This is a genomic window from Haladaptatus caseinilyticus, assembly GCF_026248685.1.
GTDB lineage: Archaea > Halobacteriota > Halobacteria > Halobacteriales > Haladaptataceae > Haladaptatus > Haladaptatus caseinilyticus.
In genome coordinates, this window is the sequence record NZ_CP111036.1 from 429,175 (window position 1) to 454,978 (window position 25,804).

Annotated in this window: 25 protein-coding genes; 17 read left to right on the forward strand and 8 right to left on the reverse strand. The window is 60.7% G+C overall.

Features of this window, described 5'->3' with window-relative positions; all coding sequences use genetic code 11:
- Position 1: 1 nt before the first annotated feature.
- Together OOF89_RS02420 and OOF89_RS02425 are read right to left on the reverse strand one after the other, a co-directional pair.
- Positions 2–838: a basic amino acid ABC transporter substrate-binding protein gene (locus OOF89_RS02420; RefSeq protein ID WP_266078105.1), complete on the reverse strand. Its 837-nt coding sequence runs from the start codon at positions 836–838 to the stop codon at positions 2–4.
- Positions 839–932: 94 nt separating this feature from the next.
- Entirely contained in the window at positions 933–1,412 is a 480-nt protein-coding gene (locus tag OOF89_RS02425; RefSeq protein WP_266078107.1) for a COX15/CtaA family protein, read from the reverse strand.
- 327 nt (positions 1,413–1,739) lie between these two features.
- Here OOF89_RS02425 and OOF89_RS02430 point away from each other — a divergent pair, with 327 nt between their 5' ends.
- Both OOF89_RS02430 and OOF89_RS02435 read left to right on the forward strand, forming a co-directional pair.
- A complete protein-coding gene (locus tag OOF89_RS02430) occupies positions 1,740–2,819 on the forward strand; it encodes a M24 family metallopeptidase (RefSeq protein ID WP_266079833.1) in 1,080 nt (359 codons plus the stop codon).
- A gap of 72 nt (positions 2,820–2,891) precedes the next feature.
- Positions 2,892–5,147, forward strand: a complete 2,256-nt coding sequence (locus OOF89_RS02435) for an NADP-dependent malic enzyme (protein ID WP_266078109.1) — start codon at positions 2,892–2,894, stop codon at positions 5,145–5,147.
- A gap of 104 nt (positions 5,148–5,251) precedes the next feature.
- Here OOF89_RS02435 and OOF89_RS02440 read toward each other — a convergent pair whose 3' ends face one another.
- Positions 5,252–5,668, reverse strand: a complete 417-nt coding sequence (locus OOF89_RS02440) for a hypothetical protein (protein WP_266078111.1) — start codon at positions 5,666–5,668, stop codon at positions 5,252–5,254.
- Positions 5,669–5,849: 181 nt separating this feature from the next.
- On the opposite strand from OOF89_RS02440, the gene OOF89_RS24600 reads away from it, so the two are divergent.
- Complete coding sequence (locus OOF89_RS24600) at positions 5,850–5,948, forward strand: C2H2-type zinc finger protein (RefSeq protein ID WP_407661578.1); 99 nt, start codon at positions 5,850–5,852, stop codon at positions 5,946–5,948.
- A gap of 13 nt (positions 5,949–5,961) precedes the next feature.
- On the opposite strand, the gene OOF89_RS02445 is transcribed toward OOF89_RS24600, so the two are convergent.
- The gene (locus tag OOF89_RS02445) at positions 5,962–6,597 is read right to left on the reverse strand and encodes a reverse transcriptase-like protein (protein WP_266078113.1); all 636 of its coding nucleotides are present in this window, start codon (positions 6,595–6,597) and stop codon (positions 5,962–5,964) included.
- A 130-nt stretch (positions 6,598–6,727) separates the two neighbouring features.
- Here OOF89_RS02445 and OOF89_RS02450 point away from each other — a divergent pair, with 130 nt between their 5' ends.
- The 6 genes from OOF89_RS02450 to OOF89_RS02475 all read left to right on the forward strand — a co-directional run bounded on the left by OOF89_RS02450 (position 6,728) and on the right by OOF89_RS02475 (position 13,634).
- Positions 6,728–8,326: an ABC transporter substrate-binding protein gene (locus OOF89_RS02450; protein ID WP_266078115.1), complete on the forward strand. Its 1,599-nt coding sequence runs from the start codon at positions 6,728–6,730 to the stop codon at positions 8,324–8,326.
- A gap of 31 nt (positions 8,327–8,357) precedes the next feature.
- The gene (locus OOF89_RS02455) at positions 8,358–9,344 is read left to right on the forward strand and encodes an ABC transporter permease (RefSeq protein WP_266078117.1); all 987 of its coding nucleotides are present in this window, start codon (positions 8,358–8,360) and stop codon (positions 9,342–9,344) included.
- Positions 9,341–10,357, forward strand: coding sequence for an ABC transporter permease (locus OOF89_RS02460; protein ID WP_266078119.1), 1,017 nt, complete (start codon positions 9,341–9,343; stop codon positions 10,355–10,357). Before OOF89_RS02455 ends, OOF89_RS02460 begins: the two co-directional genes overlap by 4 nt.
- On the forward strand, positions 10,354–11,553 hold the full coding sequence (locus OOF89_RS02465) for an ABC transporter ATP-binding protein (protein WP_266078121.1): 1,200 nt from the start codon (positions 10,354–10,356) through the stop codon (positions 11,551–11,553). Before OOF89_RS02460 ends, OOF89_RS02465 begins: the two co-directional genes overlap by 4 nt.
- Complete coding sequence (locus tag OOF89_RS02470; protein WP_266078123.1) at positions 11,550–12,863, forward strand: ABC transporter ATP-binding protein; 1,314 nt, start codon at positions 11,550–11,552, stop codon at positions 12,861–12,863. Before OOF89_RS02465 ends, OOF89_RS02470 begins: the two co-directional genes overlap by 4 nt.
- 108 nt (positions 12,864–12,971) lie before the next feature.
- Positions 12,972–13,634 carry an HAD family hydrolase gene (locus tag OOF89_RS02475; protein ID WP_266078125.1) on the forward strand — a complete coding sequence of 221 codons (663 nt, stop codon included), beginning with the start codon at positions 12,972–12,974 and terminating at the stop codon, positions 13,632–13,634.
- On the opposite strand, the gene OOF89_RS02480 is transcribed toward OOF89_RS02475, so the two are convergent.
- Positions 13,593–15,554 carry a molybdopterin biosynthesis protein gene (locus tag OOF89_RS02480; protein WP_266078127.1) on the reverse strand — a complete coding sequence of 654 codons (1,962 nt, stop codon included), beginning with the start codon at positions 15,552–15,554 and terminating at the stop codon, positions 13,593–13,595. The two genes, OOF89_RS02475 and OOF89_RS02480, sit on opposite strands and share 42 nt — an antisense overlap.
- Complete coding sequence (locus OOF89_RS02485; protein WP_266078128.1) at positions 15,551–16,762, reverse strand: molybdopterin molybdotransferase MoeA; 1,212 nt, start codon at positions 16,760–16,762, stop codon at positions 15,551–15,553. The genes OOF89_RS02480 and OOF89_RS02485 overlap by 4 nt, the downstream gene beginning before the upstream one ends.
- Positions 16,763–17,010: 248 nt before the next feature.
- Here OOF89_RS02485 and OOF89_RS02490 point away from each other — a divergent pair, with 248 nt between their 5' ends.
- The 4 genes from OOF89_RS02490 (at position 17,011) to OOF89_RS02505 (ending at position 20,638) form a co-directional block, all read left to right on the forward strand.
- On the forward strand, positions 17,011–17,367 hold the full coding sequence (locus OOF89_RS02490) for an Hsp20/alpha crystallin family protein (RefSeq protein WP_266078130.1): 357 nt from the start codon (positions 17,011–17,013) through the stop codon (positions 17,365–17,367).
- Positions 17,368–17,372: 5 nt separating this feature from the next.
- Complete coding sequence (locus OOF89_RS02495) at positions 17,373–19,046, forward strand: ABC1 kinase family protein (protein ID WP_266078132.1); 1,674 nt, start codon at positions 17,373–17,375, stop codon at positions 19,044–19,046.
- Positions 19,047–19,132: 86 nt separating this feature from the next.
- Positions 19,133–19,498 carry a hypothetical protein gene (locus tag OOF89_RS02500; RefSeq protein WP_266078134.1) on the forward strand — a complete coding sequence of 122 codons (366 nt, stop codon included), beginning with the start codon at positions 19,133–19,135 and terminating at the stop codon, positions 19,496–19,498.
- Between the two features lie 75 nt (positions 19,499–19,573).
- Complete coding sequence (locus OOF89_RS02505; RefSeq protein ID WP_266078136.1) at positions 19,574–20,638, forward strand: aminotransferase class I/II-fold pyridoxal phosphate-dependent enzyme; 1,065 nt, start codon at positions 19,574–19,576, stop codon at positions 20,636–20,638.
- Positions 20,639–20,864: 226 nt separating this feature from the next.
- Here OOF89_RS02505 and OOF89_RS02510 read toward each other — a convergent pair whose 3' ends face one another.
- A complete protein-coding gene (locus OOF89_RS02510; protein ID WP_266078138.1) occupies positions 20,865–21,494 on the reverse strand; it encodes an RNA ligase partner protein in 630 nt (209 codons plus the stop codon).
- 455 nt (positions 21,495–21,949) lie between these two features.
- Here OOF89_RS02510 and OOF89_RS02515 point away from each other — a divergent pair, with 455 nt between their 5' ends.
- From OOF89_RS02515 to OOF89_RS02525, 3 genes are all read left to right on the forward strand, one after another.
- Complete coding sequence (locus OOF89_RS02515) at positions 21,950–22,330, forward strand: translation initiation factor IF-5A (RefSeq protein WP_266078139.1); 381 nt, start codon at positions 21,950–21,952, stop codon at positions 22,328–22,330.
- Between the two features lies 1 nt (position 22,331).
- Positions 22,332–23,135: an agmatinase gene (gene speB, locus OOF89_RS02520; RefSeq protein WP_266078140.1), complete on the forward strand. Its 804-nt coding sequence runs from the start codon at positions 22,332–22,334 to the stop codon at positions 23,133–23,135.
- A 497-nt stretch (positions 23,136–23,632) separates the two neighbouring features.
- Entirely contained in the window at positions 23,633–24,394 is a 762-nt protein-coding gene (locus tag OOF89_RS02525) for a Nif3-like dinuclear metal center hexameric protein (protein ID WP_266078142.1), read from the forward strand.
- A 150-nt stretch (positions 24,395–24,544) separates the two neighbouring features.
- On the opposite strand, the gene OOF89_RS02530 is transcribed toward OOF89_RS02525, so the two are convergent.
- A complete protein-coding gene (locus tag OOF89_RS02530; protein WP_266078144.1) occupies positions 24,545–24,730 on the reverse strand; it encodes a hypothetical protein in 186 nt (61 codons plus the stop codon).
- Positions 24,731–24,759: 29 nt separating this feature from the next.
- Between OOF89_RS02530 and OOF89_RS02535 the strand changes: the two genes are divergently transcribed.
- Positions 24,760–25,803, forward strand: coding sequence for a deoxyhypusine synthase (locus OOF89_RS02535; RefSeq protein ID WP_266078146.1), 1,044 nt, complete (start codon positions 24,760–24,762; stop codon positions 25,801–25,803).
- Position 25,804: the final 1 nt, after the last annotated feature.

Genomic DNA, 25,804 nt, shown 5'->3' on the forward strand with positions numbered 1-25,804 from the left:
GTTAGCCACTGGTCGTGCCCCCGTCAGTTCCCACCGATTGGAAGTATTCGTCGTAGATTTCGTCGTACGTGCCGTTCTCCTGAATCGTCGCCAGTGCGTCGTTGACCTGTTGTCGGAACTGGTTGTCGTTCTTCCGGAACGCGATGCCGTACTCCTCGACGGTGAGCGTGAGGTATGGTGGAGCGTTCTCTCGTCCCTGCTGCTCCGCCACCCCTTCTCCTTCCAACAACCTGACGCGGTCGTTCTGCTGTGCGAACTCCGCGTTGACTGTGTTGTCGTTGATGACCGCCGCGGCCTGATTGTTGCCGAGCGCGGCGAAGGCATCGGGAATCTGGTCGTAGCTGTCGATGGTGAGATTTCCGTTGAATTGCCGCTTCAACTTTTCTGCAGCTTGTTCGCCGGTGGTTCCCTTCTGTACCGCAACCGTTTGTCCGCGCAAATCCTGCAGATCGTTGATGCCACCGTCTTTCAACACGAGGACTGTCTGATACGCCGTGAAGTACGGGTCGGAGAAATCGACCTGTTTCGCTCGTTCGGGCGTGATGGTCATCGCGCTCATGATGACGCGGAAGTTCCCGTTGTTGAGGCTCGGAATGATGGTGTCGAAGCTCGTCTGGACGAACTCGTAGTTTCGGTCGAGCTGCCCGGTGAAAATCGCGTCGGCGATATCCACGTCGAAGCCGACGAGCTCACCGGTCGCTGTTTGGTATTCGAACGGTCGATACGGGATGTCGGAGCCGATTCTGACGACGCCGCCGTCCTGAGCGCTCGCGTTGTTTATGAGCGTCAGTCCAGCGACAGCTCCGGCACTCCCCCTGAGAAAGGTCCGTCTGTGCATTGTGGTTCTCCCCCGATACTACATAGTCAATCATCGTATAGAAACCTACTATCGGAATCTCGCACGAACCCGTTAAAAATTTCGACGGAAGATATCAGTCGTCAGATGGGTATCCGGTGGTGGATTCGCTTGCCGACGTCGCTGCTTCGTCCGGTTCTTCGTACGCCCATAGCGTGGTTGCCATCAGCGACGCGAAGATTATCATCGCGGCCGCGTGGTGGGCCACCTGCGAAGCAGGGCCGTAGATGAGCACGGTTGCACCGCCGAGGAGCAACTGCACCGGGAGGACGACCAGCGCGATGGTCGCCGCAACTCGGATACGGGTGCTGTCGTAGTATTTCCACGCGCCGACGGTCGTTCCGAGGATGAAAAAGCCGGTCACCATCGCGACGAGGCGGTGGAACCACTCGATGAAGCTCGGAATGCTCTGCGGGAGCAGGCCGCCATCACAGTACGGCCACTGAGCACTACACGAGAGGCCCGCTCCCGACGCGGCGGTGTAAACGCCAAGCAGGATGAGAGCGAACGTCAGACTCGTCGTGAACGCGGCAAAGCGCCGGAATCGCGACCCCATTAGATGTTCACCTCGGTTGTGTCGTGTCGTATCACGGTAATCCCCTTTTTAGGAGGTTTGGAGGCGTCGTACTTAGGTCTGTCCGACTTTCCCGGAACGTGGGAGACAGGGGATGCCGGGGAACGGGAGAGTGTAGCCATAAAGAAAAAGCCGGGCGGAAGGTTCAACGGGAGCCAAACAGGCCTGCGAGGCCACCAGCGGGCGGCATGGTGGGCGAACGTACGTTCGTGTAAGGATGTGATAAGTTTTGTGGGAATGAAACGTTTCCGCAGAGCCGTAGACTACGACAGAAACAGCTTCAAGGGACTCCGGAGCGACCAACCGAACATGACGAAACTGGACCGTCTCGATGCCCTCCTCGATGCGCGCGACCTCCAGTCGGTTTGGTTCGCACGACCGAACAGTTTCGCGTGGCTTACGGGGGGCAACAACGTCGTCGATCGCGAAGGCGACGTCGGAGTCGCGGCAGTCGGCTACGACGGGAACGACCTTCGCGTCGTCACCGACACTATCGAGGCACCACGTTTACGCGACGAAGAATGTCCGGGTGATGTCTCCGTCATCGCATACGAGTGGTACGAGAAGTCCCTCGCGGAGGCCGTCGTGGAACACGCGACGACGCCCGCAGCCGCGGATTTCGACGTCCCGAACTTCGAATCGGTGACCGCATCCGCACTACGCCAACCGCTGACCCCGGACGATATCGAGGCGTATCGAACCCTCGGCGAGGAAACCGCCGCGGCGGTCCAAGCCATCTGTCGGGAGCTGGAGCCGGAGGATACGGAACGCGACGTGGCGTCTGCCGTGCGCGGCGCGCTCGATGCACGAGGAATCGAGACGCCCGTCACGCTCGTCGGCGGGAGTGAGCGAGCACAGCAGTACCGTCACTACACGCCGACCGATTCGGAGTTGGGGAACTACGCGCTCGTTTCCGTCACTGCGGAACGAGGAGGGCTCCACGCGAGCCTGACTCGAACCGTCGCGTTCGACCCACCGGAGTGGCTCGAATCGCGGCATCAAGCCGCAGCAACGGTCGAAGCGACGGCCCTCGCGGCGACCAAACAGGCCGGGACCGAGGGGGAAGCGGGAGCAAAAGTGTTCGAAGCGATTCGATCGGCGTACGAAGCGGTCGGCTACGAAGATGAGTGGAAAAAACATCATCAGGGTGGGGCCGCAGGCTATGCCGGTCGGGAGTGGATCGCCACGCCGACGACGGATGCCGAAATCCGGCTTCCGATGACGTTCGCGTGGAACCCGACGGTGCAGGGTGCAAAAAGCGAAGATACGGTGCTTATCTCCGAGGACGGGATGGAAATCCTGACGAAATCGGGAGACTGGCCCACGAAAGCGATGACTGCGGTCGGCCGCGAGGGAACGATTCCGCGACCGTCGATACTCCATCCGTGAGTTCGACATTCGTCGAAGGCAAATTCGACGGATTCGGATAGATTTTTAGCGGAGGGCGGGAAGATACCGGGCATGGGACTCGAAGAGGATTCACTCGATTACCACCGGAGCGACCCGCCGGGGAAAATCGAGATATCGACGACGAAACCGACGAATACACAGCGTGACCTGAGCCTCGCATACTCGCCCGGCGTTGCCGCCCCGTGTGAGGAAATCGCGGACGATGCCGGAAATGCGTACAGTTACACCGCGAAAGGAAACCTCGTCGGCGTGGTATCGAACGGGAGCGCCGTCCTCGGACTCGGCGACATCGGCGCACAAGCAAGTAAACCGGTTATGGAAGGAAAGGGCGTCCTGTTCAAACGATTCGCCGATATCGATGTATTCGATATCGAACTCGACCAGGAAAGCGCCGACGACATCATTCGCACCGTGAGTGCGATGGAGCCCACCTTCGGCGGCATCAATCTGGAGGACATCAAAGCACCGGAGTGCTTCGAAATCGAGGAACGACTCCGCGAGGAGATGGATATCCCCGTCTTCCACGACGACCAGCATGGAACTGCCATTATCAGCGGGGCCGCCCTTCTCAACGCGACCGAAATCAACGGGAAACGCTTGGAGGAACTGAACATCGTCTTCTCGGGCGCTGGTGCCAGCGCGATCGCGACAGCCCGGTTCTACGTCTCACTCGGTGCGCGCAGGGAGAACATCACGATGTGTGACTCCTCGGGAATCATCACTGAAAACCGCGCCAAACGAGGCGACATAAACGAGTTCAAAACGGAATTCGCGCGGGACATCCCCGAGGGAAGTCTCGCGGACGCCCTGAAGGGTGCGGACGTGTTCGTCGGCCTCTCGGTCGGCGGCATCGTCAGCCAAGAGATGGTGCGCTCGATGGCCGACGACCCCATTATTTTCGCCATGGCGAACCCCGACCCCGAAATCGGCTACGAAGAGGCAAAAGCGGCACGCGACGATATGGTCATCACGGCGACCGGACGGTCGGACTATCCCAACATGGTCAACAACGTCCTCGGATTCCCGTTCATCTTCCGCGGCGCGCTCGACGTGCGTGCCAGCGACATCAACGAGGAGATGAAAATCGCCTCGGCGCGCGCACTCGCAGAACTCGCCAAGAAGGACGTGCCGGACGCCGTCGTCAAAGCCTACGGCGACCAACCGCTCCAGTTCGGTCCCGAATACATCATCCCGAAACCGCTCGATCCGCGGGTGTTGTTCGAAGTCGCACCGGCGGTCGCCGAGGCCGCCATCGAAACCGGCGTCGCCCGGAGCGACCTCAACGTCGGCGAGTACGTCGAAACGCTCGAAGCACGACTCGGCAAATCTCGCGAGATGATGCGCGTCGTCCTAAACAAGGCGAAAAGCGACCCAAAGCGCGTCGCACTCGCGGAGGGTACGGACAGGAAGATGATTCGCGCGGCCTATCAGCTGCGCGAGGAGGGTATCGCTGACCCCGTCCTCATCGGTGGTCGCGAAGAAATCGAATCCACCGCCGCTGACCTCGGACTCGATTTCCAGCCCGAAGTCGTCGACCCCAAAAACGGCGACTACGAGGACTACGCCGACCGTCTGTACGAACTACGCGAACGAAAGGGGGTTACTCGAAGCGAGGCCGCGGAACTGGTCGAGCGTGACAGCAACTACTTCGGAAGCGTGATGGTCGAACAGGGCGACGCAGACGCGATGCTCACCGGTCTGACTCATCAGTATCCATCCGCACTCCGCCCACCGTTGCAGGTCATCGGCACCGCTCCGGACGTGAACTACGCCGCCGGAGTGTACATGCTCACGTTCAAGAATCAGGTCATCTTTTGCGCCGATGCCACGGTGAATCAGGCACCTGACGAGGACGTGCTGGCGGAAGTGACGAAGCAGACCGCAAAACTCGCGCGTCGGTTCAACGTCGAACCGAGGGCCGCACTGCTCTCGTACTCAAACTTCGGCAGCGTGGACAACGAAGGGACTCGTAAACCGCGAGACGCGGCAAAGATACTCCGCGACGACCCCGAAGTCGATTTCGACGTCGATGGCGAGATGCAGGCCGACACCGCAGTCGTCGAGGAAATCCTCACCGGAACCTACGAGTTCTCAGACCTGGACCAACCAGCGAACGTGCTCGTCTTCCCGAACCTCGAGGCGGGTAACATCGGCTACAAACTCCTCCAGCGACTCGGCGGCGCGGAGGCCATCGGGCCGATGCTCGTCGGCATGGACAAACCGGTCCACGTCCTCCAACGCGGCGACGAAGTGAAGGACATCGTCAACCTGGCAGGCGTGGCGGTCGTGGACGCACAGAAAGAATAGCATCCGCAAGCAGGGAGTAGCGTTTTTTGGTGGCGATTTTTTGCGTGAGCGGTGCCCACAGTGCCGTAGGCACGAGGACACAGTATTGAGTAAAGCCGAACCCTTCACCGAGGACGTCCGGAAACTCGTCCTTTCGAAACCGGTTCTTCCGACCCGGACATCGAATACAGGGGTCTCACGGGGACAACGGTATGCGTCTTCGCCACGCCGTCCTGATGACGCCGCCACTTGGTCGATTCGTATAGAACGTATCCATCGGGACAGCGTTCTCGGATTGCATCGATCAGATCCGTGAACCCGTCGGAGTCGAACCGCGCTTCCGAAACGTAATCCGTCTCGACGACGATCGAATCCCGCTGGGGAAGTCGGTCGAGTCGGCCTTCACAGATGGTCTCGAACTCGTGTGCCAGCGCAGGGAGATCGGTGTCGAGCGGAAGCTTGACGTACGCCTGCCGGTAGTCAGGGCGGTTCGTTCGTCGTTTCCAATATCGTCTCAGCGAGTCGAATATCCGCGTACCCATCGCGTGCCACACCTTACGGCAGTCCTCTCTGAGGGGTGTTGTAGTCGTTTCGTTGTCGGTATCATACCGATTCGTGACCTATCACCGCCGTGGCCGGTTCGGTAGACAGTGCACAAGCCAAGCCGTCGAGCCTCGAATTTCAGGGAAGACGGTATGAATATGCACGACGTTCCGATTCGACATGAGCAACGACCCGCATCAGTGCAAGGTGTGTGGGGCGACGTTCTGCACCGAACGGAAACTCCGAAAACACATGCGTGAGCAGGGACTCGTGGACTGAACGTCAGTATCGATCAATCACCTGCGTGCCTGTTCGCCCGGGATGGCGGCGGGATCTGTGGTTCGCTCGATCCCGGAGCGTCGGGGAGCAGGCACCGCACCGGTTCGCGGTTCACGTGCGCGTACTCCTTCGGCGCGTTCGCCAAGGGGTGTGCGGGGTTGCAATCGCTCCGGATTTGGGCGGCCCGAAGTTCACCGAAACCGGCGATTCTGGCACGGATGCCGCGCCAGTGGAATCGCCCCGCAGAGGGAACGGTGAACGGTTTCGGGGGTCGCCAGTCGGTTCGATTGCTGGCGAGCACCGCATTGTTGACGTTGGCGGCGAGTTGGTCGTGGTCAACCAGCACACCGACTCGTGCATTCGCGGGGGCGCGAACGGCTAACACGTCGAGACCCAAGTGAAGTGCTCGGTATTCGGCGACGTTGTTGTCGGGGACATCATAGTCGGGGACAGAAAGCCGGGTGACACGCTTGCCATCGCGGGTTTCGATGATGACGCCGAGCCCGCCCTCACCGGCGTTGTGACTGTACGAGCCATCGGTGGCGACGTAGAAATCACGGTGGTGGGTATGGGGTGGATGGGCGATGTGCGGCGTGGGCGACTCGTCGAACAAATCTCGCAGTGAGGGATGTCGGCCGTGAACGGCCATATTCAACCTTTCGATGTCTGATTACATAAAAGTGAGGTTGTGTTCGACAATATATGTCATGAGATTATTAGACGCGGGGATTGATGACTTCTACCACAGATATATATCTGAGAAACGGCCATAAGAGGGTATGCCCGACGAGCAACTGAATCGGCGCACGTATCTGAAGCTTGCAGGTGGAGCCGCGGCAACGGCTTCGATCGCCGGATGCACGAGCGGAAACGGCAACGGAAATCAGGACGGAACGACTACCGGCGGTAACGGTGGAGGCGGCGGACAGACGGGCGATTTCCCCGTCATCATCACTCAGGGGCAGATGCCATCGACGCTCGACCCCCACAACCATCGGGAAACAACGACGGACAACGTCGTCCTGCAGGCCTACGAAGGCTTGCTCTCCCGCGACCCGAAGGGAAAAATCACGAAGAAACTGGCGACGAACTACGAACGTACCGGCGATAGGACGGTCGAGTTCACCATCCGCGACGACGTGAAATTCCACAACGGGGACAACCTGACTCCGGAGGACGTCGCCTTCAGCATCAACCGCATCGTGAAATCGGACGTTGGTGGGTTGGAAAGTCCACAGAGCGACCAGCTTTCCGGCGTGACGGGCGCGAAAGTCAAAGACGGCAAGATCGAGGTCACGTCCGACGGCGTCAACCCTATCGTGTTCGGCCTGTTCGCCACGTACTGTGACATCGTCCAGAAGAAGTGGATAGAGAACAACAACAAGAACTTCATCGCCAAGAACATGAACGGCACCGGGCCGTTCAAGCTGCAGAACTATCAGGAGGACGTGAAGGTCGTCTTCCAGCGCAACGAGAACTACTGGCGCGACCCGGCCGCCGTTTCACAGCTCACCTTCAACGCGGCGAAGGAGTCGAGCACACGAGTGAACCAACTCGTCAACGGCGAGACGGACATCGTCGTCAACGTCCCGCCACAGGACGCAGGACGCGTGAGAGGGTCCGACAAGTCGCGCCTCGCCGCGGTGCCGAGCACGCGCATCATCTACAACGCGATGCGCTACGACGTGGAGCCGTTCTCTAGCACGAAGTTCCGTCAGGCGATGAACCTCGCCATCGACCTGCCGAGCATCATCAAGAACGTCCTCTCCGGCTTCGCCGACCAGACCAGTCAACCGACGCTGGAGGGATTTACCGGCTACAATTCGAACGTCAAACCGTACGAGCAGAACAAAAAGAAGGCCGAGCGCCTCGTCCGGGAGAGTGGTCACGCCGGTGCGCAGATTACGCTTCACACGCCGGTCGGTCGGTACCTGAAGGACGTGGAAATCGCACAGGCCGTCTCCCAGCAAATAAACCAACTCAGCAACGTCAACTGTTCCGTCCAACAGCGTGATTTCAACGCACTCGCCGGGGAGTTGGCCGACGGGGACATCAAAACAGGCCCACACTTCTACCTCATCGGATGGGGTAATGCGACGTTCGACGCCAGTCAAACTATCATCCCGCTACTGACGAAGGATGGGGCGCTCACCTCCTACAGCAACGAGCAGGTGAACAAGCTGATGAAGGAGGCTCAGAACATGCCGGACGGCCAAAAGCGCAACGCGAAGCTGAAAGAGGTGAACAAGATCCTCCACAACGACGCGCCGTGGATATACCTCAACCGGCAGTACAGCGTTTACGGCGTCAACCAACAGTTAAAGTGGGAAGCACGGCGCGATGAACTCATCGACGCCTACGCGATTTCGCAAAAGTAGGATGTCGGAACTATCGATGAGGTGTCAGTAGATGTCGATGGGTCGATTCATGCTCCGACGGAGCGTACAGGGGATATTCGTCATCTGGGGCGTCGTCACCGTGGTGTTTCTCCTGCGATTCATCACGCCCGGCGACCCCGTCACGTTTATCGCACCGTTGGACGCGAGTCCGCAGTTAAAACAGCGAATCGCGGTCGAACTCGGGTTGAACAAACCACTGTACGTCCAGTATTTCGAGTATCTTGCGGGACTCCTGCAAGGGGATATGGGCTACTCGTACATCTCGGGAACGCAGGCCAGTACGCGGATCTTCAATCGCCTTCCGGCGACGCTCGAACTGGCGGTCGCGGCGAGTCTCGTCGCGGTCGTCATCTCGATTCCGCTGGGCGTCCTCAGTGCGACGCGTCGTCACGAGCCGGCGGACTATCTAGCGACGACGTTCTCGCTGGCCGGTATCAGCACGCCGAACTTCTGGCTCGGCATTATGTTGGTACTGTTGCTGGCCGTCGGTGGGCCGCTTCCGACGAGTCAACGTGGAATCGGTCTGCTCCCCGCGATAGAGATGCTGTTCACGCAGGGGAGCTTCAACGGACTGGTGACGTGGGCGACACACATCTTCCTCCCGGCGATAACGCTCGGGACGTACTTCACCGCCCTCATCACCCGTCTCACGCGGAGCGGCATGCTCGACGAACTGGGTAAGACCTACATCCGCGCATCGCGGGCGAAGGGACTGCCGGAGACGCTGGTCCGATACAAACACGCGCTCCGGAACACACTCATCCCCGTCATCACCGTCCTCGGACTGCAGTTGGGGACGCTCATCGGCGGCGCGGTCATCACCGAACAGGTGTTCGCGTGGCCGGGACTCGGGACCCTCATCATCAACTCCATCAACGCCCGTGATTGGCCGTTGATCCAGGGGTCGCTCATCGTCGTCGGCACCGGCTTCGTCGTTCTGAACATCTTCGTGGACGCGCTGTACGCCTACATCAATCCACAGGTGGTGTACGAATGATTTCGCCGCGTACGCTTCGAAACCTCAAGCGGGAATACCGGCAGAGTTTGCTCGCGAAAATCGGCATCGTCGTCGTTATCGGTGTCATCTTCGTCGCGATGTTCGCACCGCTGTTGGCACCGCACAACCCGACTCGGCAGAACCTGGACGACTCCAATCTGCCGCCGCTGGGGTTCAGCAAACAGACGACGGAGACGACCACTGAAATGGTCGATGGAGAGATAAAACTCATCAACAACACGAGCTACGTCGAAGCAAATCCCACGTATCCGCTCGGAACCGACCAGCTCGGCCGGGACATGTTGTCGCGAGTGATCTACGGGGCGCGAACGTCGCTCCTCGTCGGCCTGTTCGGAACCGCGCTGGCCACGCTTATCGGCGTGACCGTCGGGCTGGTCGCGGGGTACTACGGCAAACTCGTGGACGACGCGCTGATGCGGAGCGCCGACATCATGCTGGCGTTTCCGTCGCTGGTGTTGGCCATCGCGCTGGTTGGCCTGTTCAAGCGCGCAGTGATTACGTTCCCAGACCCGCTCGTGGCGCTGGGAGTCGTCTCCGGAATGCCCGCGAAAATCGCGCTTCCGGGGACGGTTATCCTCGTCGTTGCGCTCGTCAACTGGGTGTGGTTCGCCCGTGTCTCACGTGGTGAGGCCCTATCCGTGTCCGGTAAGGAGTACGTGAAAGCGTCCCGGTCAGTCGGGGCGCGAGACTCGTTCATCCTGCGCAAACACATCCTGCCGAACAGCGTGACGCCGATCATCGTGCTGGCGACCATCCAGATCGCCGCGATCATCCTGCTGGAAAGCGCGCTGTCGTACCTCGGATTCTCCGGGGTGAACCTCTCGTGGGGCTTCGACATCTCGCAAGGGCGGGATTATTTGGCCACCTCGTGGTGGATTTCGACGGTTCCCGGCTTAGCGATCGTCATCACCGTCATCGGCATCAACCTCGTCGGAGACTGGTTGCGAGACGCCCTCGACCCCGGTATCGAGGGCGAAGGAGGTGGCGTATGAGCGACCTGCTTCGCGTCCGCGACCTCTCGACGCGCTTCTTCACGGAGAAGGGGCAGGTCAACGCCTGTGAATCGCTCAGTTTCGACGTCCGGGAGGAAGAAGTGTTCGGCGTCGTCGGCGAATCCGGGTCGGGGAAGAGCGTCGCCGCGCTTTCCATCATCGACCTCGTGGAATCGCCGGGTAAAATCACCTCCGGCGAAGTGTGGTACCGGAACCCGACGCTCGCCGAGGAGACGAAAAGCGACCGGCCGGAGGCCGTCGATGGCGAGTTCGTCGATATTCGGCAGTTGACGACCCGCGAACGACGCGCCCTTCGGGGCCCGTCGTTCAGCATGATCTTCCAGGACCCGATGAGCAGTCTGAACCCGTCGATTACCGTCGGCGAACAGATCGCGGAAGCGGTCGAAGTCCAACGGCGAGCGCGGTCGAACCCACGCTCGACGCGCTCGCGGACGCAGGGGTACGGGCTTACCAACCTGATCGCGAGTACCGTCCTGCCGTCGCAGGATTACGTCAGCGAGGCGAGTCACGCGAAAGCTGTCTCCCTGCTGGAGCAAGTCGGCATCCCCGACCCTGCGGACCGCGCAGAGGAGTATCCACACCAGTTCTCCGGCGGGATGCTTCAGCGGGCGATGATAGCCCAGGCACTCGCGGGGGAACCGGACCTGCTCATCGCGGACGAACCGACGACGGCGCTGGACGTGACGATCCAGGCCCAAATATTGGACCTCCTGCGGGACTTGCAGGAGGACACCGGCATGAGCATCATGCTCATCACGCACAACCTCGGCGTCGTCGCCAGGATGTGCGACCGCGTCGGCGTGATGTACGCCGGGGAGCTGGTCGAGCGCGGAACGCTCGAAGACGTGTTCGACACGCCGGTACATCCGTACACGCAGGGACTACTCGGGTCGCTTCCGGACTTGGAAGAACCCGACCCGCGACTACAACCGATCGAGGGGAACGTCCCCGACCTGCTGGATTCGGAGATGGAAGACCGCTGCTACTTCGCCGACCGCTGTCCGAAGGCGATGGAGGATTGCCTCTCCCATCCACCGATGTACGACGCGGGTGGAAGCGACGAACACGAAGCGCGCTGCGTGCTCACCCAAATGGAGTACGACGAATCGCGCGCGCTGTCGAGCGACCGGTTCGACCGCGACACAGCTGCCGAAAACGGAGGTGACGAATCATGACTGAGCCACTCCTACGCGTCGAAGACTTACAGAAGTACTACTTCGAACGGGACACGTTGACCGACCGTCTGCTCGGACGGGAGCCGAAAAGCGTGAAAGCGGTCGATGGTATCTCGTTCGGGATACAAGAGGGCGAAACGCTTGGCCTCGTCGGCGAATCGGGCTGCGGAAAATCGACCACCGGCGAAACGCTGCTAAGCCTACGCGAACCGACCAGCGGCCGGGTCGAGTTCGACGGCCAAAACGTCTACGAGATGGACGATTTGACCGAGTTCAGGAAGCGCGCACAAGTGGTCTTTCAGGACCCCTTCTCCAGTCTCGATCCGCGAATGACGGCGGGCGAAATCATCCGCGAACCGCTGGACGTTCACGGCATCGGGTCGCGGGGAGAACGCAGAGAACGCGTCCAGGACCTCATGGAACGCGTCGGTCTCTCGGCCGGGCAAATCGACCGGTATCCAAACGAGTTCTCCGGCGGCCAGCGCCAGCGAATCGGAATCGCGCGAGCACTCGCACTGGAACCCGATTTCGTCGTGTTAGACGAACCGGTGTCCGCACTGGACGTGTCGGTACAGGCGCAGGTGCTCAACCTCCTGCAGGATTTGCAGGACGAGTTCGGCCTGACATATCTGTTCATCGCCCACGACCTCTCCGTTGTTCGTCATATCTCCGACCGTGTGGCGGTGATGTACCTCGGCGAAATCGTGGAGGTCGGACCGGTAGACGAAATCTTCACCGACCCACAGCATCCGTACACACGGGCGTTGTTGGAGAGCGTTCCGCGCGCCGACACCAGCGAACAGGAACGGGATATCCACACGCTTTCGGGCGACGTGCCATCGCCACGAAATCCGCCGTCGGGCTGTCATTTCCGGACGCGTTGTCCGAACGTCATCCCGCCACAGAACGTGGACATCAACCAGTCCGCGTACCGCGAGGTGATGGATTACCGCGACCGTCTCGAATCCGACGAACTCAGCGTCCAGAGTGTGCGCGAACTGGCCGCCGGACCGGACGAAGACCCGGCCGAACTGGACGAGGAGTCGCTCAAAGCGGAGCTATGGAACGAACTCTTCAACCACCAGCTAGAGGGTGAAAACCGAGCCACGGTCGCTGAATCGTTCGATCGGTTCGTGTCCGGCGACCACGAGGGTGCAATCGCGGTGATGCGGGACCGATTCGAGAGCATTTGTGAACGTCAACGGCCGGTGCTCCAGAATCGCGAACACCCCGCCGCGTGTCATCTCTATGACCAACCGGAGCCGATCCAATCGGAGGGTGAAGGGGAAATAGAGTCGTCGGCTGATTAACCGACACGGATCTCGAACTCTCGTTTTTCGGTAGTATCGACGCGCCGAATTCGCCGACGATATCGGACGAAGAGTTATAAGCGAAGAGGCACTACTATAGTAACCCCAATGGTCGCCGGCGAGTATGATTTCTGGCTTCTCGATCTGGACGGTACTCTCATCGATATCGAACCGACGTACGTTCGCTCGGTATTCGACCGCGTGAGCGACCGCCTCGGACGGACGTTTACCGAATACGAATCCGAAATAATCTGGCACGGGCTTGGCGGGTCGCGTGATTCCCAACTGCGTGAGTGGGGTATCGACCCACCGACGTTCTGGGATGCCTTCCACTCGATAGAGGACCCACAAGTGCGGGCCGAGCACACGTTCCTCTACGACGACGCCGCCTTCGTCGCCGACCTGAACTGTCCCGTCGGGTTGGTCACACACTGTCAGCAGTTCCTCACCGACCCCGTCATCGACCGCCTCGATATTCGGGACTGGTTCGACACCATCGTCTGCTGCGACGAGCGGTTGGGATGGAAACCCGACCCGGCGCCGATCGAGTACGCGATGGCCGATATGGGCGTCGAAAACGCCGCCCACGGAGTTCTCGCGGGTGACGGATCGAGCGACATCGGCGCGGCGTGGAACGCGGGTCTCGACGCGGTTCACGTCGAACGACACGATCCGCACCGTCGAAATCAGTGCGTTCTCGGCGATTACCGAGTGAACAGCTTCGACGAGCTATGGTCGAACCCCGGGAAGGCCATCGAGTATACCGACTAGATCGGAATCGAACGCGTCAGCCAACGCTTCGACGCCGGCCTTCGATTCGCGTTCCGGATTCATCAACACATGAACGCGTTCCTCGCCGAGTGGAACGAACCCCAAACCTAACTGTTCCGCAGTCGCACGCAATCCGAGTCCCGCGTCCGCCGACCCGGAAGCCACCTTCCGTGCCGGGCTTTCGTGAGCTTTCACCGTCAGCTCGAAGCCCGATATCGACTCCACGAGTTCGTGGCGAGTCGTCCCACGCTCGTCGGCGAGGTCGGCGATGGCGTTCCCGAGCGTGGTTCGCAAACCGGAGTCGGTGCCACGGTTGATGAACCGAAGGTCGCGCTCGACCAGGTCGGAAAGTCCCTCGATTTCCGCGGGATTTCCGTCGGGGACGACCAGACCCCAGTCCCTGACGTAGGATGCGATTTCCGTTCCCGCACTCGCGTCGATGGGTGTGCTTGCTTGCGAATCGGGTGACGAACGCCGCTCGTCATTCGTTGCCACCGCGAAGTCCGGCACGCCGTTTCGTAGCCGTCGTAGTCCCTCCCGACTGCCGAATGCGAGATACCGAGGTGAATCGAGGCGGTCGAGAAGGCGCGATAGTGCGGGGTCGTCCTCGCCGACGCCGAAAACGGAGGGTGGGCGCACGTCGGGTGAAAACAGGCGCACCTCGACCGGTTCTCCTTCCGCGAGGTAAGCGGTGTCCGGCGCGACGGTCACCACGCCGTCGGCCTCTACGAGGCTGGTCGTCGCGCCGCTTCCCTTATCGACTGGGTAGGCGAGTACGCGACCGTGTTCGTCTTCGACCAGCCCTGTCGGCATGAGTCGCATTCGTCCCTCCCCGTACCGTTCTTCCACGGCCATTCGAGCATCGATAGTCGCCGTGGTCGGTTCCGGAACGCCCGCCGCGTCCCGGATCGCAGGCGCAACGAACGTCCGAAAGATGGTCAACGCGGAGACGGGATATCCCGGAAGGCCGACGTACGCCGAGTTCGGAAACCGGCCGACGAGCATCGGTTTCCCGGGTTTAACGGCGACCCCGTGAAGGAGGAGTTCGCCCCGCGATTCGATGACTCGGTAGATTACGTCCACCGCACTCGCGCTGGTAGACCCCGAGGAGAGCACGAGGTCGCAGTCCTCGGCGGCCTCCAACAGCAGGCGCTCCATCTCGTCATAATCGTCGCCCGCGTGGGGATAGAGAACCGGTTCGCCACCTGCCTCTTCGACCGCCGTGGCGATGGTGTAACTGTTGACGTCGTAGATCTGGCCGGACTGGTCGGAAAGCGGATTTCCGGGACGAACGAGCTCGTCCCCGGTCGAAATGATACCGACACGGGGTTTCCCGCGAACCGGTACTTCGTCCACGCCGAGCGCGGACAGCAGGCCGATTTCACGCGCCGTGAGTCGTGTTCCCGGGCCGAGGGCGCGTTGCCCCGCGGAAACGTCCGCCCCAGCGAGCATCACGTGGTCGCCGGGTGCGAGCGCGGTCCGAATTTCGACGCCGCTCACGGCTTCACCGTTCGTCAGTTCCGAATCGTTTGGCGGCTCGCGTTCGTCCGTCCGTTCGACCATCACCACCGCGTCCGCACCCGGCGGCATCACGGCACCGGTCGAAATTTCGACGGCTTCACCCTCATCGACTTCGACGCCGGGTTCCTCGCCCGCGTGAACTTCGCCGACGAGGTCGAGAACCACTGGGTCGGCTTCGTCCGCGCCGAACGTGTCTCGCGCTTTTACCGCGTAGCCGTCCATGCTCGCACGGTCGAACCCCGGTACGTCGCGGTCGGCATCCAATCGTTCGGCCAGCGCTCGGCCCCTCGCCTCCGTCAGCGAGACGCGTTCAGCTTCGGGGATCAAATCGAGCGATTCGATGGCTTCGTGAGCGTCCTCGGGTTCCGCGAGGTCACGGAATTCCTTGCGTTCGGTCATGCGGACCACTCCCAGTTCGCCACGGCAACCGTTTCGCCCTCGGGAATCCCCTCCCGTTTTTCGGGCACTTCGACCCAACCGTCGGCCAGCGCGACGCTGGAGAGCACGCCGGAACCGCTGGCACGTGTCGGGGTCGCTTCGCCATCGTCCAGCGTGACCCGGACGAACGAGCGAACACCTGGCTCGCTCCGGATTTTTCTGCCGAGTTCCGCCGTCGTCGTGGGCATGGATTCGAGCGGGAGGTGGCCCGTCCACTTCACCGCGGGACGGAGGAACTGCACCGCGTTGATGATGCAGGCGACGGGATAGCCCGGAAGCATCACGACTGGGGTGTTCGCGACGTCACCGAGTGCGACTGGATGCCCCGGTTTGAGGGCGACACCGTGAACGAGGAGTTCGCCGAGTTCCGAGACGACTTCCGGCAACAAGTCACGCTCGCCCACGGAGGACCCCCCAGTGGTGACGATGACATCGTGGTCGAGATTCGATTCGATGGCGTCGCCGAGGGCGTCTTCATCGTCCGTGACGACGTCGTGATAGGTGGCCGTGCCGCCCCAGCGTTCGACGAACCGCGAGACGGTCAACCCGTTCGTTTCGACGACTTCGCCCGGTTCGGGGTCGGACTCGACCAGTTCCTCGCCCGTCGGAATTACGGCGACACGGGGGCGGTCGTACACCGTCAGTTCGCGGATGCCGACCGATTTCAACATTCCGAGGTCCGATGGCCTGAGTCGGTGACCGGGTTCGTAGAGCGACTGTCCTTCTTCTACGTCCTCCCCGACTGGGGCGACGTTTTCGCCCTCCGCGACGGCGTCGAACACCTCGATTTCCCCGCCGAACTCGTCGGTCTGTTCGATCATCACGACGGCGTCCGCGCCGTCGGGAAGGTCGCTTCCGGTGTGGACTCGGACCGCGGTGTTTGGTGCCATATCGTCACCCTGTCGCAAGATTTCGGGCGACCGTCCGCTCGCGCCGAAGGTGTCCTGCGCTCGCACCGCGAACCCGTCCATCGCCGCCCGCGAGTAATGCGGAACGTTTCGCGGGGCGACGACTCCCTTGGCGAGCACTCGTCCGTCCGCCGAATCGAGGGAGACGACTTCGGTGCGGTCGTGCCCGGTTACCGTTTCACGGAGCCGCCTGCGGGCATCCGCCACGCGAGTCGTCTCCTTGAACCCGGACTGCTTTCTGTCCGGTTGGTGGTCGCTCATATCCCATCCTTCGAGTCGGCGAGCAAAAAGGAAGCGGGGACACGTGTCGTGAAATCGACAACAGTTCCGGTATGACCTCCCCGACTATCTGGATAGATAGGTGCCACTGAGTACACAGGTCATAGGAATAGCTAAAACCCCAATAAGTACATGAACATATATGATATACCCAACATATGTATAAAGGTTCGTAGTCACCCACCCTCCATACCGCACCCTTTTTCGCCTTTGCCTCCCAAAACGAAACCATGTCAGCGCTGCGCGATGCGTTGCGAGAACTCCCGGACGCCGTGTTCGCAGACCTACTGGAGAGCGAGGATGCGTACCTCCTCGTCATCGACATGCCCGGCGTCACCGAGGAAACTATCGATATCGACGTGACAGATGGCCGCCTACAAATCGAAGCGCGGCGCGAGAAGGACGTTCCGATGGAGTTCGACTACCTGAGTGAGGAGCGTCCGCTGTTCCTCGACGCCGAACTCCCCCTCCCACCGGACGCCACCGGGTCAGGAGCGGAGGCCACCGTCGCGCGCGGTGTGCTCGAAATCACGCTTCCGAAGCGGTCGGCGACACCGGACCAATCCGTGCCTATCAAAGGTCGATAGTCCAGGTGGTCTCTCTGGCATCCCTCCGCGCATATCGACGGTTCTTCGTCGTCGCATGGCACTTCCTGCCGCTCCTGCTTAGCTACGCCCGTGATCGAAACCGGTTTCTGGTGTTCGGTCCCTCCCGGCAGGTCGATAGTGAAACCCGAATCGAACGGGCGAACACGCTACTCGAATCGTTGTTGACCTTGGGGCCGACGTTCATCAAACTCGGCCAACTGCTCTCGACCCGGCCGGATATCCTCCCACCGGAGTACGTGGACGAACTCTCGAAACTCCAAGACGAGGTTCCGCCCGCCGAGTGGGGAAAGGCGGAGAAAGTGCTCGAAGCCGAACTCGGCCCGGTCGATAGCAACTTCGAGGAGTTCGACACGAGTGCGATTAGCGGCGCGAGTCTCGGGCAGGTGTACTCCGCACGGGTCGATGGCGAGCGAGTCGCGGTGAAGGTTCGCCGCCCCGGTATCGAGGAGTTGGTCGAAGCGGACCTGCGGGTCATCCGCTGGTCGCTTCCCATCTTGATGCGGTTTATCGGACAGGGACGGGCGTTCTCGCTCGAAAACCTCGCCGACGAGTTCGCCCGGACGATTCGAGAGGAGATGGATTACGACCGGGAGGCCTCGATGCTCGAGGAGATTCGGTCGAACTTCGAGGACGAAGACGATATCGCCATTCCCCGCGTCATCGAGAGTCACTCCGGACCACGCGTCCTCACGATGGAGTTCATCGGCGGGACGAAAATCAACCGCGTCGATGAACTGGACGAGAAGGGAATCGACCGGCACGAATTGGCGACGACGCTCCAACGGGCCTACCTCCAGATGATAATTCAGGACGGCGTCTTCCACGCCGACCCACATCCCGGAAATCTGGCGGTCGAAGACGACGGTACCATCGTTTTCTACGATTTCGGTATGAGTGGACACGTAGACGACTTCATTCAGCGCAAAATCGTGGATTTCTACATCGCGGTCGCGAACCAGGACATCGACGGAATTCTCGATGCGCTCATCGAAATGGGGACCCTCAGCCCGGAGGCAGACCGCGCCACGATGGGGAGCGTGATGGAACTCGCCATCGAAGACGCCCGTGGCGAGGACATCGAGACCTACCGCGTCCAGCAAATCGTCGAACAGGTCGAAGATACGATTTACGAGTTCCCGCTCCGGCTTCCCTCGAACCTTGCGCTCGTCCTCCGGGTCGCGACGGTGGTCGAAGGCGTTTGTGTTACCTTGGACCCAGGGTTCGACTTCATCGCCGTTGCGACGGAGTATCTGACCGAGGAAGGCTACCGCGAAGAATCCATCAAGAAGTACGTCTCCGAGACTGGCGACCAACTGCAAGCCTCCGCCCAGTCACTCGTCAGAACGCCGCCGAAACTGGAGCGGACGCTGGACCGCATCGACCGTGACGACCTGTACGCCCGCGTCAGCATCGAGGACGACAACGACGTCTTCGACCTGCTAGCGAAGCGGCTCATCTACGGCATCCTCCTCGCGTTCGGCGGCCTGACGACAGCGGTGTTGTACGCGGCGGAGGCGGTTCCCGCTGCCGCGATTTCGGGCGTGATTTCGCTGATCATCGTCGGCCTCCTCTATCGGTCGTTCCGCAAGCGCAGGGGGATTCGAGCGACGCCGCAGTTCACGCGGCAGAACTTGCGGGAACGGCGCGGTGGAAAATGAGGTCGGAGCCGGTGTAGTGGCTCGCCGACCAACGTGTCATCCGTATTCCAAACGACTTTTCACGATGCTAACTGGATAGTTCGAACATGTCCTCCAACGTTCGGTCTTCCGTCACGGCAACTGAAAAAGGGAGTCGCTGGTGGTTGCTCATCCTGCCCGGCTTAGTCACGACCATCGGTACGGCAGTCACATCCGCCGTTTTCGATACGTCCGTGGCCGCCCTCTCGGTGCTTCCGGCACCCATCAGGTTCGTGTTCGGGGTTGCGGTCCTGACGGCGCCAGCCATCGTCGCTATCGGGATACACTTCGACCGCCAGTACGTCGCGTCGGTGTCGTCGTGGGAACCACGGTCGGAGTACGTTCTCCTCGGAATCGCCATGTGGTTCGGCGTCGGCATTCCGTTCGGTCTGCTGTACCTGTACCGGCGACACGAATACGTCGGGGTGCCGTAATCGTCCGTTTTCGTTTTTACACCCGGATTTGCCACGTTCCGTAGCTTTTCGACTCCCGGTGACCAAGGGGTTCGTATGCAAATCGAACCGTTCAAACTGGAGCGCTGGTTCGCCGAGTACGAACACGAGGCGGACATCATGTTGGCCGAGAGCGGCATCCGAAGCCTCGACACCGACCGCTTCGACACGAACCCCGGCGAGTTAGGCTACGTCATCCCGACGAACGGCGACCCCGACTTTCGGGCCGAAGTCGGCGAGCGCTACGACCGAACCGCCGACGAAGTGCTTTTCACCTGTGGGACGCAGGAAGCCAACTTTCTCGCGTTTCTGAGCCTACTGGGCGAAGGTTGCCATGCTGTCGTCGTGACGCCGACCTACCAAGCCCTCCACGCCGTGCCGGAGTCGCTGGGCGATGTCAGTCGAGTGTGGCTCGAACCGCCGGAGTGGGAACTGGACGTGGAAGCCGTGGCCGAGGCGATTCGGGACGAGACGCGGGTCGTCGTGCTGAACAACCCGAACAATCCGACCGGTCGCTATCACCCACAGGAGAAAGTCGAAGCGCTCTACGACCTCGCGAGGGACGCCGGGGCGTACCTGCTCTGCGATGAAGTGTACCGTCTGCTCGCGGAGGACCCACTGCCGCCCGTGGCGAGCATGGGCGAACACGGCATCAGCACGACGAGCCTCACGAAAGCATACGGACTCGCAGGATTGCGTTTTGGGTGGATGGTCGGTGCTGAGGAAGTCGTAAACGGTGCGTGGGAGTGGAAGGACTACACGACCATCTCGCCGGGCATCATCGACCAGCACGTCGCTCGGCAGGCACTGGACGAGCAGGAAGACGATATCCTCGCCGAAAACCGCGCGTTGGCGGAACGAAATCGGGACCGGGTCCGTGAGTTCGTGGACGGGCACGGCCTCGACTGGTACGACCCGGTCGGCGTCAACGGCTTCGTCTCGATTCCGGACGGATTCGAGAACGGAACGGAGTTCTGTCGCAGCGTCGTGGAAGAAGAGAGCGTGGTGCTGGCTCCGGGCGATTTGTTCGGCTACGACCAGTACTTCAGAATCGGATTCGGATTGCCTGCTGCGGAGTTGGAGGATGGATTGGAGCGGGTTTCGGCGTTTCTTGACCGGTAAAAATGAAATGGAATATTTCAGGCACGTCGGTTGGCGGTGTTGTAACTTACAGAGTACGAGGATTTCCCGCTGGAGCCAACTCCTTAGGGGATAGCTTCCAATCAAAGCGCACCATCCCCGCAACACTACATCCTCCGCAACCGGTTCCCTCACTCGCTGACGCTCGTTTCAGTCGTCCCTCTGTGCGTTTCTCGCGCGCCTGAGGAATGTCCTGGGATTTCGTCGTTCACACTCCGTCACTGGCTTCGAGATATTTTTCGAGCAAGGGTGGAAAGTCGCGCCCGCGGAGGTAGCGCAGGCCGAAATCCTCGGCCCAATTGACGATGCCGGTATCCTCGGTCACGACCCCGGCATCGAGTTCGCTGGCGAGAACGAGCAGGTCGAAATCCTCGCGGGAGTCGAGAACGCCGCGACGGAGCGTCGAACGATACTCGCTTCGGAGGTCGGAGATGACTTCGCCGACGTTCGCTTCGCCGCCGTCGAAGGCCTCTCGGACCGCGTTCTCGGAGACGCGTAACCCCCTGTCTACCCGGCCGCTCATCTCGTCGATAAACCGATAGACGAGTTCGGCGGGAATCATCACCTCGAATCGGGCGGGGTTTTTCTTGATGACCCACGTCTCCAGTTTCGACAGGACGGATTCCGAAATGCCGCGTTCGCGGAGGATGACCGTGAGTTCGTTGTGGACCGAGGGCGGGATGTAACAGGAGATGTTGAGCGACAGTTTCGCCGTCGCGATCGAATCGAGCAGGCGGTCGATGGCCGACTCCAAATCCTCGTCGTCGTCACGTATCTCCTCCGTAAGAAAAACCGACGTATCGAGCACGAACCGCTGTTTAAGCGGGTGTTCCGGCATGATTAGTGATTCGCGGGAGAAGACAAAAGCCCTTGCATGTTATTTGTTCACATCACTCATGTCGGAACCGCTGAAAAACGTTCATAACGATCGATGACTAACTACTAACTGTCGCAGGAGCCACGGGGACAAACCGGACGGCCTACATCGATTGGATGTAGACGCGGAGCAAAAACCAAGCGGTCGGTCAAACGGCCACGAGGTCAACGCTCCGACGGAGAACCGCAACGTCTCAGTAATCGTCGATCAAGACGATTGTCAAGACCAAGTAACGGACGACGTGAAAACGGCGTTCGTGAAACTGGTGGAAACCAGCAGGGTCGTACGAGACGTGGAAAACGTCTCTCGTCCGGGTTCTATTCGTGGCTTTTGTGCCGTTCTTACTGTTATACGCCGACGAGCGACTGCGCACGAGTTCCAAACGGTTTATACCGGAGCGAACGCAATCCCGCGGTATGGCGAAAGAGCAAAAGGAAGTCCGCGAACTTCAGGAAGGCAACTACGTCATGATGGACGACGCCGCATGTGTCATCAACGCCTACAGCACCGCAAAGCCAGGTAAACACGGCAGCGCCAAAGCCCGTATCGAGGGCAAAGGCGTGTTCGACGGCAAAAAACGCAGCCTCAGCCAGCCCGTCGACGCGAAGATCTGGGTGCCGATCATCAACCGGAAACAAGGTCAGGTCGTCAGCGTCGAGAGCGACACCGTCGCGCAGGTCATGGACCTCGAAACCTACGAGACCATCACCATCCAGACGCCCGAGGAGATGGGAATCTCGCCGGACGACGAGATAGAGTACCTCGAGATGGACGAACAACGCAAGATCGTCCGTTAAAATGTTTCCCGGCGCGTCCACTAACCGCGACAGTGCGGATTTCGTGGTGGTGGGTGCGCCGCTCGACGTGTCCACCACGTTTCAGCCCGGTACGCGGTTCGGTCCCGAACGGATCAGGCGATTCGCCCGAACGTTCGACGATTACGACCACCGAACCGGGCAGTTCTTTTCCGATCTCGCAGTGCACGACCACGGCGACGTTTACGCATGGGACGACGCAGAGGAGTATCTCGACTACGTCGAAGGCGTTCTCACCGACATCGTCTGGGACGACGCCCGTCCGCTCCTCCTCGGCGGCGAACACACCGTCACACTGGCAGGGGTCCGAGCAACCGAGCCGGACACCTTCGTCTGTCTCGATGCCCACCTCGATTTGCGAGACGCCTACGACGGCAATCCCTTGAGCCACGCAACCGTTACACGGCACGTCCTCGACATCGCCGACCACGCCGTCATTCTTGGTGCTCGAACCGGAAGCGAGGATGAATGGGAGCGCGCCGCAGAATCCGACGTGACAGTCGTTCCACCCGAAGAGGTAGCCGATTGGGAACCCGATTTCGAGGGAACGACGTACCTCAGCGTGGATATCGACGGCGCGGACCCTGGATTCGCCCCCGGAACCGGCACCATGGAACCGTTCGGCCTCTCGCCACGGGAGATACGCGACGTGGTACGTGACGTAACCGAGGAAAGCGACGTTGTCGGATTCGACGTCGTCGAGGTCAACGACCGAGACGACGGACAGTCGGCGTCACTCGGCGGAAAGTTGATGCGGGAATTCGTTTTTTCGGACGCACAAAAATAGGTGAAAGAACGGGGACGAGTTTGGTGTTCTACGCTTCGCCGGCAGTGGCTGCGACTTTTCGGGTAGTGTCGTCCCTCACGCGACTTCAGTGCAGGCCTCGGACGTGATGTCCTCGGCCCACACCAGCGCTCACCGCGACTTCTATCCGATGTATGGGACAAACGCTACTCACGCCGGGGCAACTGCTAACCGAAATCCGCTCACGTCGCTTTGCAAAAACCGAATCAGGAACTGCAAGTAGTCCGCGATCGAAACTGAGCGGCGCAGGGTTAGACCCTGAGCACGCGCCGAAGTTTGCTCACGATACGTCGCCTGAACCGTCGTGGCAGGCGTCGCCACGTGTACATCGCCTTTCGGAACTTGCCCATGGTTTTACACCTCGATTACCGCTCGTCCCCGGAAAGGGGAATAAAAATAGGCCGGCATCGGTCTTAACCGTGATGGCAGGTGCCACGAAAGCCGGGACATACAAGCCGACAGCTACTCGATGGAGAGATATGAATCTCACAGACCTCGCCGAGAGGTACGACGAACGGCTCCGAACTGGCGATTTCGCGGACGTGGATGCGAGCGCGAACGGACTCCAAGTCGGTCCGGACGAGGCGGAAATCGAACGCGTCGCCTTCGCCGTGGACGCGGCGGAGCAAACCATCGAGGAAGCCTCAGCGTGGGGTGCGGACGCGCTGGTCGCTCACCACGGCGTGTCGTGGGGGGGCATCGAGCGCGTGACCGGGCGCGACTATCGCCGAATCGCGCCGCTCATCCGGAGCGATATGGCGCTGTACGTCTCACATTTGCCGCTCGATGCGCATCCGGACCTGGGCAATGCGGCAGGAGTTGCCGACGTACTCGGGCTCGATTCCAGAGAGCCGTTCGGACGGATGGGACCGGAGCATATCGGCCAGCGCGGACGCGGGGAGTTCACCGTCCCGAAAATACACGACCGACTGGCCGCCGAACTCGACACGGGTGGACAGGAGGTACAGGTGTTCGATTTCGGCCCCGAAACAGTCGAGGACGTGGCCATCGTCACCGGAAGCGGCGTGGATTGGCTGGACGAAGCAGTGTCCGTCGGTGCGGACGCGCTGATCACCGGCGAAGGAAAACAGAAGGTGTTCCACGAGGCGCGAGAGGCAGGCATCAACGTCTTTCTCGCGGGGCACTACGCCACCGAAACGTTCGGTGTGCAGTCCCTCCAATCGCTCACCGAGGAATGGGACGTGGAGACGACGTTCATCGATGTACCGACGGGGCTGTAACTACCGAATCGACGGTACTGAACTACTTACTCCACAGCGATGAACTACCCGATTGTTCACACTGATTTTTCCGGAATCGTCATACGATTTCATAGAAACAGGAGGTATTAAAAGGGGGAACGACAAAAAGGTGAATGTGTCCTGCGGGTTTCAACGGCCCGAGAGGACCGCCGAGACCACCGGAGTCACGTCTCGGTCTCGCCGGACACGGGCCGCCGCCGACCGGCCCCGATAGCCGAGCCCTCTGGTTGCGGCTAATCGAAGCACCGCTGACGTTCGACTCCGCGTTACGTGCGCCCTTGTGGCAGTCGGCAACACAGCTTCTAATCGGGGCATTGAACCACCTGCATGCGACAGAGTTGGATATGGACGATAGTCACGACGAGCAGGGAGACGAGACACACGGCGACCACGACGAACATCACGTTCACCGCGAGGAGTTCCACCATGACCCCATCGCCCACGCGGAAGTCCGGGCGGGAATGACGGTCGGCGAACTGGCGGACGAGTACGGTTCCGCAGGGGTCGGCGCGGCGAACCTTCACAAAGCCGTGGACATCTACGCCGAAATGTTGGGCGACGACGTGACCAACTTCTTCGGCCTCGCCGGAGCCATGGTTCCGACGGGAATGCGAAAGATCGTCACCGACCTCATCCGCGACGGTCACATCGACGCGCTGGTGACGACCGGTGCGAACCTCACGCACGACGCCATCGAAGGCATCGGCGGCAAACACCACCACGGACGCGACGAACAGAATGGAAAATCGATGCGCGAGCACGACGAGCAACTGCGTGACGAGGAGGTAGATCGGATTTACAACGTCTACCTTCCACAGGAGCATTTCGCGCTGTTCGAATCTCACCTTCGCTCGGAAGTCTTCCCTTCCATCGAGGAAACCGTCAGCATCCAGCGCATGACCGAAGAATTGGGCCGTGCCAACAGCGAAGTCAACGAGCGTGAGGGTATCGAAGAGGACGCCGGAATCGCCGCCGCGGCCTATGAAAACGGCGTTCCGATCTACTGTCCCGCGGTGCAGGACTCCGTCCTCGGTCTGCAAGCGTGGATGTACTCCCAGACCAGCGACTTCACGCTAGACGCCCTGAAGGACATGACCCACCTGACCGACCTCGCGTTCGAGGCCGACAAGTCCGGCGCGATGGTCGTCGGCGGCGGCGTGCCGAAAAACTACGTCCTCCAGACGATGCTCGTCTCCCCGAGCGCGTACGATTACGGCGTTCAACTGACGATGGATCCGCCGGAAACCGGCGGCCTTTCGGGTGCAACGCTGGATGAGGCGCGGTCGTGGGGGAAGTTGGAGAAGGCGGCACGCAACGTGTCCGTGTACGCCGACGCGACGATTACGCTTCCGCTCGTCGTCGCGGCGGCACGGGAACGTATCGAGTAGC